Origin of the sequence: Serratia sp. CMO1, from assembly GCF_015689115.1 — a bacterium.
Lineage (GTDB): Bacteria > Pseudomonadota > Gammaproteobacteria > Enterobacterales > Enterobacteriaceae > Serratia > Serratia marcescens.
In genome coordinates, this window is the sequence record NZ_CP065032.1 from 2222531 (window position 1) to 2237636 (window position 15106).

Consider the following 15106-nt stretch of genomic DNA (forward strand, 5'->3'; position numbering starts at 1 on the left):
AAGTCGCCGCGGCTTTTTCTTTTCAGAGACGGGCCGCTTCCGGCAGGCGTTTCAGGTAATGCACCACCAGCAGCGCCAGCAACAGCATCAGGCTGATGAACGCCGCCACGCCATTCCAGCCGAAACTGTGCCAGAACACGCCGCCGAGGGTGCCGGCCACGCTGGAGCCGACGTAATAGCAGAACAGGTACAGCGACGACGCCTGGCCTTTGGCGCGGCGCGCGCGGCGGCCAATCCAGCTGCTGGCCACCGAGTGGGCGGCGAAGAAACCGGCGGTGAACAGCATCATGCCGATAAAGATCGCCGGCACCTGCGGCAGCGCGGTAATCAGGATCCCGATCAGCATAATCACGATCGACGCCAGCAGCACCGGGCCGCGCCCGAAGCGTGAGGTGAGCGCGCCGGCCTTGGGCGAGCTGTAGGAACCGGTGAGGTACACCACCGACAGCAGGCCGACCACCGCCTGGCTCAGGTGATAAGGATCCGCCAGTAGGCGATAACCGATGTAGTTGAACAGGGTGACGAAGCTGCCCATCAGCAGGAAACCCTCCGCGAACAGCAGCGGCAGCCCCTTATCGTGCCAATGCAGTTTGAAGTTGATCAGCAGGGTGCGGGGGCGCAGCGAGCTGGCGCGAAAATGCCGCGAGGCAGGCAGGATACGCCAGAACATGCAGGCGGCGGCGAGGGCGAACAGGCCGATGACGCCAAGCGATACGCGCCAGGAAAAGAAATCGGTCAACACCCCGGTCACCAGGCGGCCGCTCATGCCGCCGATCGAGTTGCCGCTGATATACAGCCCCATCGAGAAGGCGACGAAGCTCGGATGGATCTCTTCGCTGAGGTAGGTCATGCCGACCGCCGCCACGCCGCTCAGCGACAGGCCGATCAGCGCGCGCATCAGCAAAATGCCGTGCCAGCTGGTCATAAAGGCGCAAATCAGCGTGCAAACCGCCGCCAGCAGCAGCGCCACCACCATCACCGACTTGCGGCCGATGGCGTCGGACAACGGCCCGGTAAACATCAGGCCGATCGCCAGCAGGCCGGTGGAGACCGAAAGCGACAGGCTGCTTTCCGCCGGCGAGACGCCGAAATCTTGCGACAGCACCGGCAGGATCGGCTGCACGCAGTAGAGCAGCGCGAAGGTTGCCAGCCCGGCGGAAAACAGCGCCAGCGTCACGCGCATAAACTGCGGCGTGCCGCGTTCGATATAGGGGAGTTTGTTGTTGAGGGTGGAGCGTTTTACTTTTGGCGCAGCGGCCGCGTCATCGTTGGCGGCCAGCGTCGACGGCATCGCGGCCGCAGAACGAACAGGGGTTGTCACAGCGTTTCCTTACCGAACTTCGGGGAGATAAACAGACAGGTTACAGATAACAAAATGATAGGGAGCGGCGATTTTTTTGTCTAATATATTAATAATTCAAATTAAGACGTTTTAAATATGAATATCGAACTGAGACACCTGCGTTACTTTATCGCCGTGGCGGAAGAGTTGCATTTTGGCCGCGCCGCCGAGCGGTTGCGCATCTCCCAGCCTCCGCTCAGCCAGCAAATTCAGGCGCTGGAAGAGATGGTCGGCGCGCGCTTGCTGGCGCGCAACAACCGCAACGTCAGCTTGACGCAGGCCGGGGAGATGTTCCTCAAAGAAGCCTATCAGGTGCTCGATCAGGTCGGGCGCGCGGCGGAAAAGGCGGCGCGCCTGGATCGCGGCGAACTGGGGGAAATGACCATCGGCTTTACTTCTTCCGCGCCCTTTATCGGCGTGGTGGCGCGCAGCCTGCGCGCCTTTCGCCAGCAGTCCCCGCAGGTGCACATCAAGATGCGCGAAATCAACACCAAACAGCAGATCGAACCGCTGCTGAACGGTGAGCTGGATCTGGGGGTGATGCGCAATACGCGGCTGCCGGAGGCGCTGCACTATCAGCTGCTGCTGCGTGAGCCGCTGGTGGCGGTGGTGCCGGAAGGGCATCCGCTGGCGGAAACGCCCGGCGGCGCGCTGCGGTTTCAACACTTGGCGCGGGAACCGTTCGTGTTCTTCTCGCGCGAAGTGGGCACCGCGCTGTACGACGAAATTCTGCTGCTGCTCGGCAAAGCCGGCATTACCCCGTATATCACCCAGGAAGTGGGGGAAGCGATGACCATCATCGGGCTGGTCTCCGCCGGATTGGGCGTCTCGATTCTGCCGGCGTCTTTCGCCCGGGTGAGGGTGGACGGCGTGCGCTATTTGCCGCTGGCGGAGCCGGACGCCACCACCGAAGTGTGGCTGGTGCATCACCGCCGCCGGCCGCTGACCGCTGCCGCGCAGGCGCTGATGGCGTTGATGCTGAAATGACGTTGAACTTGGGCAAATAAAAATCAATTCACGCTGAAATTGCGAGGAATTTGTGCAGCAAATCACATAACTAATCAAATAGTTGACGCTGTATGACAAAAGCCCCACCATAACCCCTAGTCTTTATTTAGAAGCGCGAAAAATAGTAGGAGCAGGTTTGTGATTGCGGTTGGGCAGCCTGGGCATATCGATCAAATCAAGCAGACCAATGCGGGGGCGGTTTATCGGCTAATCGATCAACTGGGCCCGATTTCGCGTATCGAACTGTCAAAACGCGCGCAGCTGGCGCCCGCCAGCATCACCAAGATCGTGCGCGAGCTGCTGGAAGCCCATCTGGTCAAGGAAACCGAGTACCAGGAAATCGGCAGCCGGGGCCGCCCGGCGGTGGGGCTGGTGCTGGACACCGAGGCCTGGCATTACCTGTCCGCCCGTATCAGCCGCGGCAGCATCACGCTGGCGCTGCGCGATCTCAGCAGTAAACTGGTGGTGGAGGAGCAGCTGCCGCTGGCGGCCGAACACCCCGAACCGCTGCTGAAACGCATCCTGACCGAAGTCGACCAATTCTTTATCCGCCACCAAAGCAAGCTGGAACGGCTGACGGCGATCGCCATCACGCTGCCGGGCATGATCGACGTGCAGTCCGGCGTGGTGCATCGCATGCCGTTTTACGATGTGCTGGAGATGCCGCTCGGCCCGGCGCTGGAAACCCGCACCGGCCTGCCGGTTTACCTGCAGCACGACATCAGCGCCTGGACCATGGCCGAGGCGCTGTACGGCGCCTCGCGCGGCAGCCAGAACGTGATTCAGGTGGTGATCGACCACAACGTCGGCGCCGGGGTGATCACCGGCGGCCACGTGCTGCACGCCGGCAGCCACAGCGTGGTGGAGATCGGCCACACCCAGGTCGATCCCTACGGCAAACGCTGCTACTGCGGCAACCACGGCTGTCTCGAAACCGTGGCCAGCATCGAGAACATGCTGGAGATCGCCCAGCAGCGGCTGAGCGGCTCGATGAGCTCCAGCCTGCACGGCGCGCCGCTGACCGTCGAATCGCTGTGTGACGCCGCGCTGGCGGGCGATCAGCTGGCGCGGGACATCATTCTCGGCGTCGGCCACAGCGTGGGGCGGATTCTGGCTATCATGGTCAACCTGTTCAATCCGGAGAAGATCCTGGTGGGCTCGCCGCTCAACCGCGCGGCGGAGATCCTGCACCCGGCCATCGCCTCCTGCATTCGCCAACAGGCGCTGCCGGCCTACAGCGAGCAGGTCAAGGTCGAATCCACGCAGTTCTTCAATCAGGGCACCATGCCCGGCGCGGCGCTGGTGAAAGAGGCGCTGTACAATGGTTCATTGCTGGTGCAACTGCTGCAAGGCTAACATCAGAACTTCTTATTAATCCTGCAAAAGATTGAGCTACCTCAAGCCCCTACGCGGCAGCATCCCCTAGAATTTTTCCGAAAGACTTCTTCGCCGCCGGTGCGGCGATACATTGTTAACGGGGCATTCTGGGGCATTTTATTCATGTTGAAGCGTTTATTTGTGACAGGCACGGATACCGACGTCGGTAAAACCGTGGTTTCCCGCGGGTTGATGCAGGCGCTGGCCGCCGAAGGCCGTTCGGTGGCCGGCTACAAGCCGATCGCCGCGCGCTGCCAGGAAACCAGCGAGGGCATCCGCAATAAAGACGCTTTGGTATTGCAGGCATCTTCAACCCTGCCGCTGTCCTACGAGGAGATCAATCCCATCACCTGCCTGGATGAGGTGTTTCACGCGCATGCGACCGAGGACATCAACTATGGCGTGATGAGCAGCGGTCTGCGGGATCTGTCCGCCAAAGCCGATACGGTGGTGGTGGAAGGCAGCGGCGGCTGGCGGGTGCTGATGAACGATCTGCGGCCTTACGCCGAGTGGGTGGTGCAGGAACAGCTGCCGGTGGTGCTGGTGGTGGGCATCAAGCTGGGCTGCGTCAGCCACGCGTTGCTGACCGCACAGTCGATTATCAATGACGGCCTGCCGTTGCTGGGCTGGGTCGCCAACCGCATCAATCCGGGGTTGGCGCACTATGCCGAAACCATCGCGGCGCTGCAGCAGCGCATTTCCGCGCCGCTGCTGGGTGAGATCCCGTATCTGCCGCGCGCGGAGCAGCGCGAACTGGCGCACTATCTCGACATTTCCACGCTGCTGCGCTAGCGCGCTCAGGCCAGCAAAGGGGCCAACAAACGGGCGGAGACAAACAGCCCCAGGCCGTACACCGTATGCACCAGCAGGCTGATGATGCGGCTACGCGTCGGATTGGGGGTGTTCGCCGCCGCTACGCCAAAGCCCAACGCCGGCTGCATCACGAAGAAGGGCGCCGCCAGGCTCAGCCAGCCGCTCAGCAGCGCGACCAGCGGCGTCGGCGCGGCGTACCACACGATGCCCGCCAAGCCGAGCGGGATAAAGGCGAAGGCGACGCCGATCGCGTAGTGCAGCAGCCATCCCATCGCTTTTTCTCCCCGTCGCACCGGCGCCGCCATGATCGGAGCGTGATAAAACCGGCCGTCGAACAGGCCGATAAACCAGCGGCCAACCAGCGCGTAGTTAAGGGGCGGGATGCCCAGCACGCGCTTTTGCACGATGGCCCACAGATCGGTGCACAGCGTGGCGCCCACCCCGGCCAGCATAATCATCAGTAAAATTTCTGTCGTCATTTTCGTGCCCTTAAAGTCACTCATGGTGTAATGTGCGCACAGTGTGCAACTTAAAGTCGACTTCAAGTCAATGGCAAAAGAACTGGATATTGGCGAGGTGGCGCGTTTGAGCGGCATCGCGCCCTCGGCGCTGCGGCATTACGAGAAAAAAGGGCTGATCGCGTCGATAGGCCGCAATGGTTTACGTCGCCAATACGCCGCTGGGGTGCTGGATCAACTGAAGCTGATCGCCCTCGGGCGGCTGGCGGGATTTACGCTGGATGAGATCGCCTCGCTGTTTGACGAGCGGGGACGCATTGCCCTCGATCGCCGGCTGCTGGCGGCGCGGATTGAAGAACTGGATCGCACCCTGCGGCGTCTGGGGCAGGTGCGCGCCGGTTTGCAGCACATGGTCGATTGCCCTGAACCGGAACACCTGCAGTGCCCGCAGTTCAGGAAGCTGCTGCAGCAGGGCGAGTTTAAGCCTCGCGTTTGGGCGGTGGCGCGGTGTGGTATACCGATACCGGCCGCAGGCCGCGCGACACGGTGGTGGCGATCACGCAGGCCAGCAGAATGCCGGGCAGCAGCGCGTATTCGCCGGTCATTTCAAACACCATCAGCGCCGCCATGATCGGCGCATGGGTGGTGGCGGCCAGCAGGGTGGCCATGCCGGTCAGCGCCAGCAGCAGCGGCACCGCCGCATCCATGCCCGGCAACAGGCCGAACAGCTGACCGATGATAGAACCGAGCGCGGCGCCGACGAACAGCGTCGGGGTGAAGACCCCGCCGGGCGCGCCCGACCCGCTGCTGGCGAGGATCGCCAACAGCTTGCATACCAGGATCGCGCCCAGCAGCAACACCCCCGGCGGCGCGATCAGCAGCGCCTGCACCACGCTGTAACCGTTGCCCCACACCTGTGGGAACAGCAGCGAAAGCAGCCCGACGATCAGGCCGCCCAGCGCCAGCTGCAACGGCGGCTTCAACCGCAGCGATCGGAACGCGCGGCCGGTGGCGGTCATCAACCACAAAAACAGCGGCCCGCCGGCGCCGGCCACCACGCCGACCAGCGCCATCAGCAGGTATTGCGTCGGCAGAGGGGCGGCGAGCGGCGTCACCAGGTAGAGCGGCGCCTGGCCGCCGTTAAGCAGGTTGGTCATCAGCAGGGCGCTCACTGCGGCGATCACCACCGGGCCGAGCGAGGCCAGCATCAGGGTGCCGAACAGGATCTCGGCGATAAACAGGCTGCCCGCCAACGGCGCATGATAGGCGCTGGCCATCCCGGCGGCGGCGGCGCAGGCCACCCACAGTTTCCATTCTTTCTCGTGCGTAAAGCGCTGGGCGAAGAGCGATCCCACCAGCGCCGCCAGCAGGATCATCGCGCCTTCACGGCCGATGGCGCTGCCGCTCGACACCACCAGCAGCGACGCCAGACACTTCACCAGACTGGCGCCGGTATCCAGCTTGCCGTTGCCGGTCTCAATCGCTTCCATATAGTCGGTGGGCGCCGCCGGACGCTGGTGACGGTAGCGCTGGTGAATATACAGCAGCAGGCCCGCCGCCAGACCGCCCAGGGCGGGCGTCAGCGCGCGTCGCCAGCCGGGCAGCGCGGCGGCGGCGGCCACCAGGCTACCGTCGGCATTGCCGAGCAGCAGCCACTCGAGGCCAATCATCGAACGGTGGAACAGCCACACCGCCAGGGCGGCGGCGACGCCGATAAACACGGCGATAAACAGGCTGCGCAGCAGGGCGCGATAGTGGTGCAGGTGGACCAATCTTTTCATGCGTGGGCGGCGTCGTGAGAAAAATCAAAGGGTCATCAGCGCATTGTGCTTGGCGCTCCGGCCGATGACCAGTGAATCTTTAGCAAACTGCGGCATAGGCGGGGCGGCGAGCGCCCCGGCGGGGGTTATTGCGGCGTCAACACCCGGCGCGTGCGGCCGGAGCTGAGGTAGTCGGCGATATAATCCTGCGAGATTTCGCCGCTGTAGCGGCCGTCTTCATCGACGATCGGCATCCAGGAGGTGTTGTGTTCGTACAGCTTGGACAGCACTACGCGCAGGTTCTCCTCCGCGCGGGCGGTGACGCGAAAGCGGTGCAGGCTGTCGGCGCACACCCCGGGCGCGCCGCGCGCCTCACGGCGTTTGACGTAGCCCAGCGGTTTGCCGTCGGCGTCCACCACCGTCACCGAACGTGCATCGATATCGTCCATCAATCCGAATGCCTCTGTCAGCGGCGTTTCCCGCCGCACCGTCACCGTCTCTTGTTGATCGGCCACGTCGCCGGCCTGCACCAGCAGCAGGCGCTTCAGCGTGCGATCCTGGCCGACAAAGGAGGCGACGAAGTCGTTCGCCGGGCGCGCCAGCAGCTCATCGGCGCTGGCGTTCTGCACGATCTTGCCCTGGCGGAACACCGCGATGCGATCGCCGAGCTTCAGCGCTTCGTCGATGTCGTGGCTGACCAGCATCACGGTCTTTTTTAGCTGGCGCTGCATGTCGAGAAACTCGTTCTGGATGGTTTCGCGGTTGATCGGGTCCACCGCGCCGAAAGGTTCATCCATCAGCAGCACCGGCGGATCGGCGGCCAGCGCGCGGATCACGCCGATGCGCTGTTGCTGCCCGCCGGACATCTCTTTCGGGTAGCGGTGCAAAAAGCGCTTGGGATCCAGCGCCACCATGCTCATCAGCTCCTCGGCGCGATCGTGGCAGCGTTTTTTGTCCCAGCCCAGCATGCGCGGCACTACGGTGATGTTCTCCTCGATGGTCATGTTGGGGAACAGACCGATTTGTTGGATGACGTAGCCGATTTTGCGGCGCAGGCTGACGGTATCCAGCGCGCTGGTGTCTTCACCGTTGATAAGAATGGTGCCGCCGGTGGGTTCGATCAGGCGGTTGATCATCTTCAGCGTGGTGGTTTTGCCGCAGCCGGAAGGGCCGAGCAGCACGCAGATTTCGCCTTCCGGCACGTCCAGATTGATGTTGTCGACGGCGTTGAACGGTGTGCCGTTCTTCTGCATGAACTGTTTGGTCAGATTTTCCAATTTAATCATGAGCGGATCCCCTTGGGCGTGAGCGCAATTTGCAAGCGGTGCAATAACCAATCGAGGACGATCGCCAGCAGGCTGATCATCACGGCGCCGGTAATCAACTGGCGGATGTCGCTGCTGCTGATGCCGTTGAGCAGCAGCAGGCCGAGGCCGCCGGCGCCGATCACCGCGGCGATCGCCATCACGCCGATATTCATCACCACGGCGGTGCGAATGCCGCCGAAAATGACCGGCAGCGCCACCGGGATCTCCACCCAGCGCAGGCGTTGCCAGAACGTCATGCCGATGCCGCGGCCGGCTTCGCGCAGCCCGCCGGGCAGGTTGTCGAGCGCGGTGTGGGTATTGCGCACGATCGGCAGCAGCGAGTAGAGGAACACCGCGGTGATCGCCGGTACGTAGCCAATGCCGTGGCCGATTAAGGAAAACAGCGGGATCATCAGCCCGAACAGGGCGATGGAGGGCACGGTCAGCACCAGCGTGGCCAGGCTCAGCACCGGCGTCGCCAGCCATTTGTGGCGGACGATCAGCACGCCGAGTGGCACGCCGATCAGGATCGCCAGGCCGACGGCGATGCCGACCAGCAGCAGGTGTTCCAGCGTCAATCCGGCGATATAGGCCCAGTTTTGCCAGGCGTAAAGTAAGGTATTCATCATGCCTCCTAAATCAGGCCGCGCTGCTTGAGGAACGCGTCGGCGACCTGTTGCGGCGTCTGGTAGTCGATATCCACCTTGGCGTTAAGCTCGGTGATCACCTGATTGTTGAACTGTTTCGACAGCGTGTTCAGCGCCGCTTCCAGCCCCGGCGTGTTTTGCAACACGTCGGCGCGCACCACCGGCGTGACCGCATAGCTCGGGAAATAGCCTTTGTCGTCTTCCAGCACCTGCAGATCGAAGCCTTTCACCCGGCCGTCGGTGGTGTACACCAGCCCGGCGTCGACGAAACCGTCGCGGATGGCGTTGTAGACCAGGCCGGGGTCCATCTGGCGGATTTGCGGGCGATCCAGCGGCATGTCGTACAGCGCCTGCATCGGTTTCAGACCGTCCGAACGGCCGGCGAACTCCAGATCCAGCCCCAGCAGCCAGTTGTGTTTCGGGTCGGTTTTACGCACCTGTTCCACTTTGGCCACCAGCTGCGACATCGTGCGGATCTGCTCTTTTTCCGCGCGCCGGCGCTGCATGGCGAAGGCATAGGTGTTGTTCATGTCCGCCGGCTGCAGCCACACCAGGCCGAGTTTGGCGTCGAGCTTTTTCACCGTGTCGTAGGTCTCCTGCGGCGACATGCGCTTATTGATGTGGTTAAAGATGATCAGCGAGGTGCCGGTGTATTCCCAGGTCATGTCGATCTGTTTGTTGATCATCGCGTTGCGGGTGATCACCGTAGCCAGATTGGTTTTGGGTTCGACCTGAAAACCTTTGGCCCGCAGGTATTGCACGGTGATCGCCGACAGAATGCGCTGTTCGGTAAAGTTCTTGCTCGCCAGCGTCAGCGGGGCGGCCCAGGCGGCCGCGCCAGTCATCAGCAAGGAGAACAGCAGCGCGTGGCGGAGTCGTTGTAACCATCGAGTCATCGCGTTTCTCCCATCAGGATGCGGTGTGCGGGCTGAGCCGGCGGCCGAGACCGGCCAGCGCCAGATCGAGCAGCAGGGCGATCAGCGCGGTGGCGGCGGCGCCGAGGATCAGCGTCGGGAAGTCGTTCAGGTAGATGCCGGGGAAGATCAGCTCGCCGTAGCTGCTGGCGCCGATCAAAAACGCCAGCGGCGCGGTGCCGACGTTAATTGCCATCGCGATGCGCACCCCGGCGAAGATCACCGGCAGGGCGTTGGGCAGTTCGACCTGGCGCAGCCGCTGTCCGGCGGTCATGCCAATACCGTTGGCGGCCTCGACCAGCGCCGGCGGCACCGAACGCAGGCCGGCATAGGTATTGCGCACGATAGGCAGCAGCGAGGCGAGGAACAACGCCACCACCGCCGGCCGGTCGCCGATGCCGATGATCACCATCGCCAGCGCCAGCACCGCCAGCGGCGGCAGGGTGTTGCCGACGTTAAAGATCTGCATCACGTGCTCCGCCCAGCGGCGGGCGAAAGGGCGGCTCAGCAGGATGCCGCTGGGAATGCCGACCAGCAACGACAGCAGCATGGAACACACCACCAGGAACATGTGCTGCTGACCGAGGTAAATCAAATCTTCCCGGCGCGACTTGAGGGTTTCCCAACCGATGCCGTAAACCAGCAGCGCGATGACGGCGATAAACAACAGGCTCCCGAGGAGCAGGCGCCGATATGGCGCTGACTTGTGCATGATGTTGCGTCCTCCGTTGCGCGGAGCGGCCGAAGAGACGGCGCATTCCGCTCTGATTGTTGCCCACGGCCCGGCGGGCGTGGCGGTACAAAACGGGCGTTTCGCATGAGGTTAGCGACATTGAGCGAAGGGTGCGTTCGGCACAGCGTGCTGAACGTAGGCTCAATACGTGAGTTAATCAGCATAAGATACTGATATTTAAACCCGAGAAAGCACGGGACCCAAAGGCGCCGGCTAGGGAAGGTATAGCACCCTGTCGTTGACCGTGCCAAGTTTTATGAGCAAAATCAGCTGATTGAGTTTGCCCGTATTGGCGCCGCAGCCCGCGTCAGCGCTGGGATGCGCGTAAAGTGAAAAAAAATCGCGGTAAAACGTTACGCCGTAACAGTTAGTCCAAATGGTGCGATTCGCTATCGGCAACGGCGGGATGTGAGGGCGGATAGACTTGGCGCAGGTGCTTGCTGATATACTCAGGGAAAATAAAAACGCCAGGAAGCCTGCATAACGCCATGACAAATAACGTTTCACCCGCACCCATTGCCCATCGCCCGCTGATCCTGATTGCCTGCATGCTGGCGATGTTCATGTCGGCGATCGAAGCCACCATCGTCGCCACCGCCATGCCGACCATCATCGGCGATCTCGGCGGCTTCTCGCTGCTGGGCTGGGTGTTCGCGGTCTATTTGCTGGCGCAGGCGATCACCATTCCCATCTACGGCCGGCTGGCGGATCTCTACGGCCGCAAGCGGGTGTTCTTCTTCGGCGCGACGCTGTTCCTGCTGGGATCGGTGCTGTGCGGCTTCGCCCCCGACATGTATTGGCTGATCGGCTTCCGCTTATTGCAGGGATTGGGCGCCGGCGCCATCATGCCGATCGCGTCCACCATCATCGGCGACATCTACAGCGCCACCGAACGGCCGAAGGTGATGGGCTACCTGTCGAGCGTGTGGGGCGTATCGGCGATCATCGGCCCGCTGCTGGGCGCGTTTATCGTGCAACACCTGCCGTGGGCGCTGGTGTTCTGGGTCAACCTGCCGATCGGCCTGTTGGCGATGTTCTTCCTCTGGCGCTATCTGCCGGCGCATCAGCAACTGCGGCGGCACGCGCTGGATCTGGCGGGCACCGCCTGGCTGACGCTGTTCGTTTCGGCGCTGCTGCTGGCGCTGTTGCAGATGGAAAGCCTCGGATGGTGGGTGGCGCCGTTGCTGGCGCTGGCGGCGGCGTCGCTGGCGCTGTTGATACGTCAGGAGCGGCGCGCGGTCGAACCGCTGTTCCCGCTGGCGCTGTGGCAAAGCCGGGTGATCGTCGCCGGCAACATCGGCGGGCTGGTGATTGGCGCGGCGATGATGGGCATCAGCGCCTTTCTGCCCACTTTCATTCAGGGCGTGATGGGGGGCTCGCCGCTGGAGGCGGGCACCACGCTGGCGCTGATGTCGATTGGTTGGCCGTTGGCCAGCACGCTGAGCGGCCGTTTGATGCTGATGACTTCGTATCGCGCCACGGCGCTGCTGGGCGCACTGCTGTTGGTGGCAGGCGGCCTGATCCTGCTGATGTTGCAGCCGAACGGCGGTCTGCTGTGGGGCCGGGTGGCGGCGTTTATGGTCGGCGCCGGCATGGGATTGTGCAACACGACGTTTTTAGTGTCGGTGCAGAACGCGGCGCATTACAGCATTCGCGGCATTGCCACCGCCTGTACGGTGTTTACCCGCATGGTGGGCTCGGCCATCGGCACCGCGATTTTGGGCGCCACGCTGAACCTCAACCTGCAGTGGCGTTTGCCGGAAATTGACGATCCGGTGCAGCGTCTGATGGAGCCGGCGGTGCGCCAGAGCATGGGGAGTGAGGCGCTGGCGCAGCTTATCCAGCAGGTGGCGGCTTCGCTGCATTGGGTGTTCCTGGTGTCGGCGTTGGTGTCGTTGCTGGCGCTGGCGGCGGCGATGCTGATCCCCGCGCGTTGTCGGCCGCAAGGCGAAGAGGAAGAGGCGGAGCAGGCGTAAAGGAAAAGGAAAGGGCGCGGCTGTTGCGCGCCCTGGGTAGCCGATGCGGCTTACTGCGCGTTGGAGGTGTCCTGGCTGGTGCCGGTCTGCGCCGCGTCACCACTATCGTCGCCATTGTTCAGGCGGGTATAAACGATCTTCTGGGTGTCGTTTTCGCAGTGGCCGACCACCTGGCCGCCCGCTTGATCGGCCTGATCGTTAGGCACGATCTCCAGTTTGAAGCCGGACTCCGGAACGCCGTTATTGACGATTTTTTGCGAAATGTCCGCTTTCACGCTTTCACAGGAGGCCAGGGCCGCCAATGGGGCGCCGGCCAGCAATACAGCGGTTAATATCAGCGTTTTCTTCATCACGTCATCCTTTTAGACAATGAACTTCCTGTAACAGGATAGCAGCAACGGCGGCCGGGTTTCACGCATGCCCGCCCGCCGCAGGCGGATTAAGGATTAATCCGACGCCCGGTCTGGCGATCCAGGCATTTACGGGTGTCCGGTTCCCAGTAGGCGTTGACGTTGTTGCTGTCGTTGCAGCGGTCTTCGTCATCCGCCGCGCGATCGGCCTTGTCGAACTCTTTCTCGACGCGGGTGTTGACCTTGTGGCGCAGGGATTTGGTATCATTCCACTGCTCTTTGCTTTGGCGCGCTTCTTCGGTGCTCATCGCGCCGCTGCCTTTGCCATCGACGGTGACGCAGGTGCTGCCCTGCGTGCAGGTGGCGGCCAGCGCCGGCGCCTGCCAGGCGCCCATGACGGCCAGCATGGCGACCGGCAGCATCCCGCGCAGCAGTCGTTGGGTCGAAAATGTTTTCATCGTTTCATCCTTATGAGTGAGTGCGCCTGATGATGGCGGCACTGGCGTTACCTCGCCCGCAGGCGTGGTGATAAATATACCACCGCGCTCCTGGAATTCACCAGCCAAGCGCCGATTCGTTTACTTTATCGAGAGAAAACTGCGACTGATGTTAAAAACTACGCTGTTGTTTTTCGCCACCGCCCTGGCTGAAATTATCGGCTGTTTCCTGCCTTACCTGTGGCTCAAGAAGCAGGGCAGCGCCTGGCTGCTGCTGCCGGCGGCATTGAGCCTGATGCTGTTTGTCTGGCTGTTGACGCTGCATCCGGCGGCCAGCGGGCGGGTCTATGCGGCCTACGGCGGTGTGTATGTGGCGACCGCGCTGCTGTGGCTGCGGGTGGTGGACGGGGTCAAGCTGTCTGCGCTGGATTGGGTCGGCGCCGGCGTGGCGCTGGCGGGCATGCTGATTATCGTTTCCGGCTGGCGCGCGGCCTGAGGAAACGCGGCGGGAGTTGCCTCCCGCCGTCGCGGCTCAGGCGCCGCGGTGGATGTTCAGCCCGGCGAAGGACTGGCTGACCGGCATCATTTCCAGCGTGTTGATGTTGACGCGCGCCGGCAACGTCGCGACCCAGAACACCGACTCGGCGATGTCTTCCGGCGTCAGCGCATCGGCGCCTTCGTAGGTTTTGTTGACCTTGCCGTCATCGCCCTTGAATCGCACGTTGGAGAATTCGGTGCCGCCCACCAGGCCCGGCTCGATATCGGTCACGCGAATGCGCGTGCCGTGCAGATCGGCGCGCAGGCCCAGGCTGAACTGTTTGACGAACGCCTTGGTGGCGCCGTACACGTTGCCGCCGGCGTAAGGCCAGTTGGCGGCGGTGGAGCCGATGTTGATCACATGGCCGACGTTGCGCTCGACCATGGCCGGCAACAGCGCGCGGGTCATGTTCACCAGCCCCTTGGCGTTGGTGTCGATCATGGTTTCCCAGTCATCGGCGTTGGCCTTGTGCGCCGGCTCCAGCCCCAACGCCAGCCCGGCGTTGTTCACCAGCACGTCAATCTGACGCAGCTCGGCCGGCAGTGCCTCGATCGCCTGTTGAATGGCGGCGCGGTTGCGCACGTCGAGCCGCACGATGTGCAGCGCTTGGCCGAGTTCTTCCTGCAGCTCTTCAAGACGCTCAAGGCGGCGCCCGGCGGCGATCACCTGGTGGCCTTCACGGATAAAACGGCGCGCAATGGCCTCGCCGAAACCGGAGGTGGCGCCGGTAACAAAAATAATCATGTTGCTGTTCCTCAACTGTTTTTACCCTACATGCCTCTATCATTAGCACAAACCCGCAGGCAGTGGCAGCGGTTATCACGGCGGAAAGCAAAAAAGGTCACACCGGGCCGGCGGCCCGATGCTGATTAGCGCTGAGGCGGCAGGTGGTAGACCACGGCGTCATACTTGATGCGCTCGCAACGGCCGGCCAGCACGCCGCCCAGCGACTCGACGAGGCGGCGGCTGGCGGTATTCTGCTCGGCCACCGGGTAGAGAAAGTGCGGCGGCTGAAAGCGCTCGCTGGCCCAGCGCGCGATGCCCTGCACGATTTCGCGGCCGTAGCCCTGACCATGCAGGCTCTCTTTTACCCAGATGCCCAGCTCCGGGGTGTGGCTGCGCAAATTATGCGCGCCGCCGACCCCGACGAACTGCCGGTCTTCGCGCCGACGGGCGACGAAGATCACTTCTTCACCTTCGCGCATCAACGGCAGCCAGCCTTGCCAGACGTTGGCGAAATCCTCCGGCGACGCCTCCGGTTCAAAGGTCATAAAGCGCGTCAGAGTGGGGGTGATCGCCTGGTAAACATCGTCGGCGTCTGCTGCGGTAAAGGGGGCAATCAACAAACGGTCGGTGTCAACGCGGCACTGAGAAAGGTCATTGTGATTCATCTTATTCCCTCGCTTTTCAGGCCATAACGGCAAAAAATCCGCACCGGTAAATCGG

At 62.8% G+C, this 15106-nt stretch carries 16 protein-coding genes and 1 pseudogene; 6 read left to right on the top strand and 11 right to left on the bottom strand.

Annotation, left to right across the window (positions count from 1 at the left end; all coding sequences use genetic code 11):
- Positions 1–22: 22 nt before the first annotated feature.
- Complete coding sequence (locus tag IT763_RS10675) at positions 23–1291, bottom strand: MFS transporter (protein WP_170913122.1); 1269 nt, start codon at positions 1289–1291, stop codon at positions 23–25.
- Positions 1292–1438: 147 nt separating this feature from the next.
- On the opposite strand from IT763_RS10675, the gene IT763_RS10680 reads away from it, so the two are divergent.
- The 3 genes from IT763_RS10680 to bioD all read left to right on the top strand — a co-directional run bounded on the left by IT763_RS10680 (position 1439) and on the right by bioD (position 4519).
- Entirely contained in the window at positions 1439–2329 is an 891-nt protein-coding gene (locus IT763_RS10680) for a LysR family transcriptional regulator (RefSeq protein WP_049298953.1), read from the top strand.
- A gap of 159 nt (positions 2330–2488) precedes the next feature.
- On the top strand, positions 2489–3706 hold the full coding sequence (locus IT763_RS10685; protein WP_004938526.1) for an ROK family transcriptional regulator: 1218 nt from the start codon (positions 2489–2491) through the stop codon (positions 3704–3706).
- A gap of 144 nt (positions 3707–3850) precedes the next feature.
- Positions 3851–4519: a dethiobiotin synthase gene (gene bioD / locus IT763_RS10690; protein ID WP_004938529.1), complete on the top strand. Its 669-nt coding sequence runs from the start codon at positions 3851–3853 to the stop codon at positions 4517–4519.
- Positions 4520–4524: 5 nt separating this feature from the next.
- On the opposite strand, the gene IT763_RS10695 is transcribed toward bioD, so the two are convergent.
- A complete protein-coding gene (locus IT763_RS10695) occupies positions 4525–5019 on the bottom strand; it encodes a DUF2938 family protein (RefSeq protein ID WP_049298957.1) in 495 nt (164 codons plus the stop codon).
- A 70-nt stretch (positions 5020–5089) separates the two neighbouring features.
- Here IT763_RS10695 and IT763_RS10700 point away from each other — a divergent pair.
- A pseudogene (locus IT763_RS10700) lies at positions 5090–5479 on the top strand (helix-turn-helix domain-containing protein); the annotation flags it as partial.
- Here IT763_RS10700 and clcB read toward each other — a convergent pair.
- The 5 genes from clcB to IT763_RS10725 form a co-directional block, all read right to left on the bottom strand.
- Positions 5478–6779: a voltage-gated ClC-type chloride channel ClcB gene (gene clcB / locus IT763_RS10705; protein WP_206195393.1), complete on the bottom strand. Its 1302-nt coding sequence runs from the start codon at positions 6777–6779 to the stop codon at positions 5478–5480. The pseudogene IT763_RS10700 and the gene clcB overlap by 2 nt on opposite strands.
- A gap of 125 nt (positions 6780–6904) precedes the next feature.
- On the bottom strand, positions 6905–8044 hold the full coding sequence (gene osmV, locus IT763_RS10710; RefSeq protein WP_021505258.1) for an osmoprotectant ABC transporter ATP-binding protein OsmV: 1140 nt from the start codon (positions 8042–8044) through the stop codon (positions 6905–6907).
- On the bottom strand, positions 8041–8691 hold the full coding sequence (gene osmW / locus IT763_RS10715) for an osmoprotectant ABC transporter permease OsmW (RefSeq protein WP_004938544.1): 651 nt from the start codon (positions 8689–8691) through the stop codon (positions 8041–8043). The genes osmV and osmW overlap by 4 nt, the downstream gene beginning before the upstream one ends.
- An 8-nt stretch (positions 8692–8699) precedes the next feature.
- Positions 8700–9557: a glycine betaine ABC transporter substrate-binding protein gene (locus IT763_RS10720; RefSeq protein ID WP_227944616.1), complete on the bottom strand. Its 858-nt coding sequence runs from the start codon at positions 9555–9557 to the stop codon at positions 8700–8702.
- Positions 9558–9621: 64 nt separating this feature from the next.
- The gene (locus tag IT763_RS10725) at positions 9622–10338 is read right to left on the bottom strand and encodes an ABC transporter permease (RefSeq protein WP_004938551.1); all 717 of its coding nucleotides are present in this window, start codon (positions 10336–10338) and stop codon (positions 9622–9624) included.
- A 509-nt stretch (positions 10339–10847) separates the two neighbouring features.
- Here IT763_RS10725 and IT763_RS10730 point away from each other — a divergent pair.
- On the top strand, positions 10848–12335 hold the full coding sequence (locus IT763_RS10730) for an MDR family MFS transporter (protein WP_016927859.1): 1488 nt from the start codon (positions 10848–10850) through the stop codon (positions 12333–12335).
- 50 nt (positions 12336–12385) lie between these two features.
- Here the strand turns inward: IT763_RS10730 and IT763_RS10735 are convergent, their stop codons facing one another.
- Entirely contained in the window at positions 12386–12685 is a 300-nt protein-coding gene (locus IT763_RS10735; RefSeq protein ID WP_004938557.1) for a DUF1161 domain-containing protein, read from the bottom strand.
- Positions 12686–12774: 89 nt separating this feature from the next.
- Positions 12775–13143 carry a DUF1283 family protein gene (locus IT763_RS10740; protein WP_004938560.1) on the bottom strand — a complete coding sequence of 123 codons (369 nt, stop codon included), beginning with the start codon at positions 13141–13143 and terminating at the stop codon, positions 12775–12777.
- 148 nt (positions 13144–13291) lie between these two features.
- Between IT763_RS10740 and IT763_RS10745 the strand changes: the two genes are divergently transcribed.
- Positions 13292–13618 (top strand): YnfA family protein, encoded by a 327-nt coding sequence (locus IT763_RS10745; protein ID WP_004938563.1) that lies wholly within the window; start codon positions 13292–13294, stop codon positions 13616–13618.
- Between the two features lie 36 nt (positions 13619–13654).
- Here IT763_RS10745 and ydfG read toward each other — a convergent pair whose 3' ends face one another.
- Both ydfG and IT763_RS10755 read right to left on the bottom strand, forming a co-directional pair.
- Complete coding sequence (gene ydfG / locus IT763_RS10750) at positions 13655–14404, bottom strand: bifunctional NADP-dependent 3-hydroxy acid dehydrogenase/3-hydroxypropionate dehydrogenase YdfG (RefSeq protein WP_016927858.1); 750 nt, start codon at positions 14402–14404, stop codon at positions 13655–13657.
- A gap of 125 nt (positions 14405–14529) precedes the next feature.
- The gene (locus tag IT763_RS10755) at positions 14530–15051 is read right to left on the bottom strand and encodes a GNAT family N-acetyltransferase (RefSeq protein ID WP_004938571.1); all 522 of its coding nucleotides are present in this window, start codon (positions 15049–15051) and stop codon (positions 14530–14532) included.
- Positions 15052–15106: the final 55 nt, after the last annotated feature.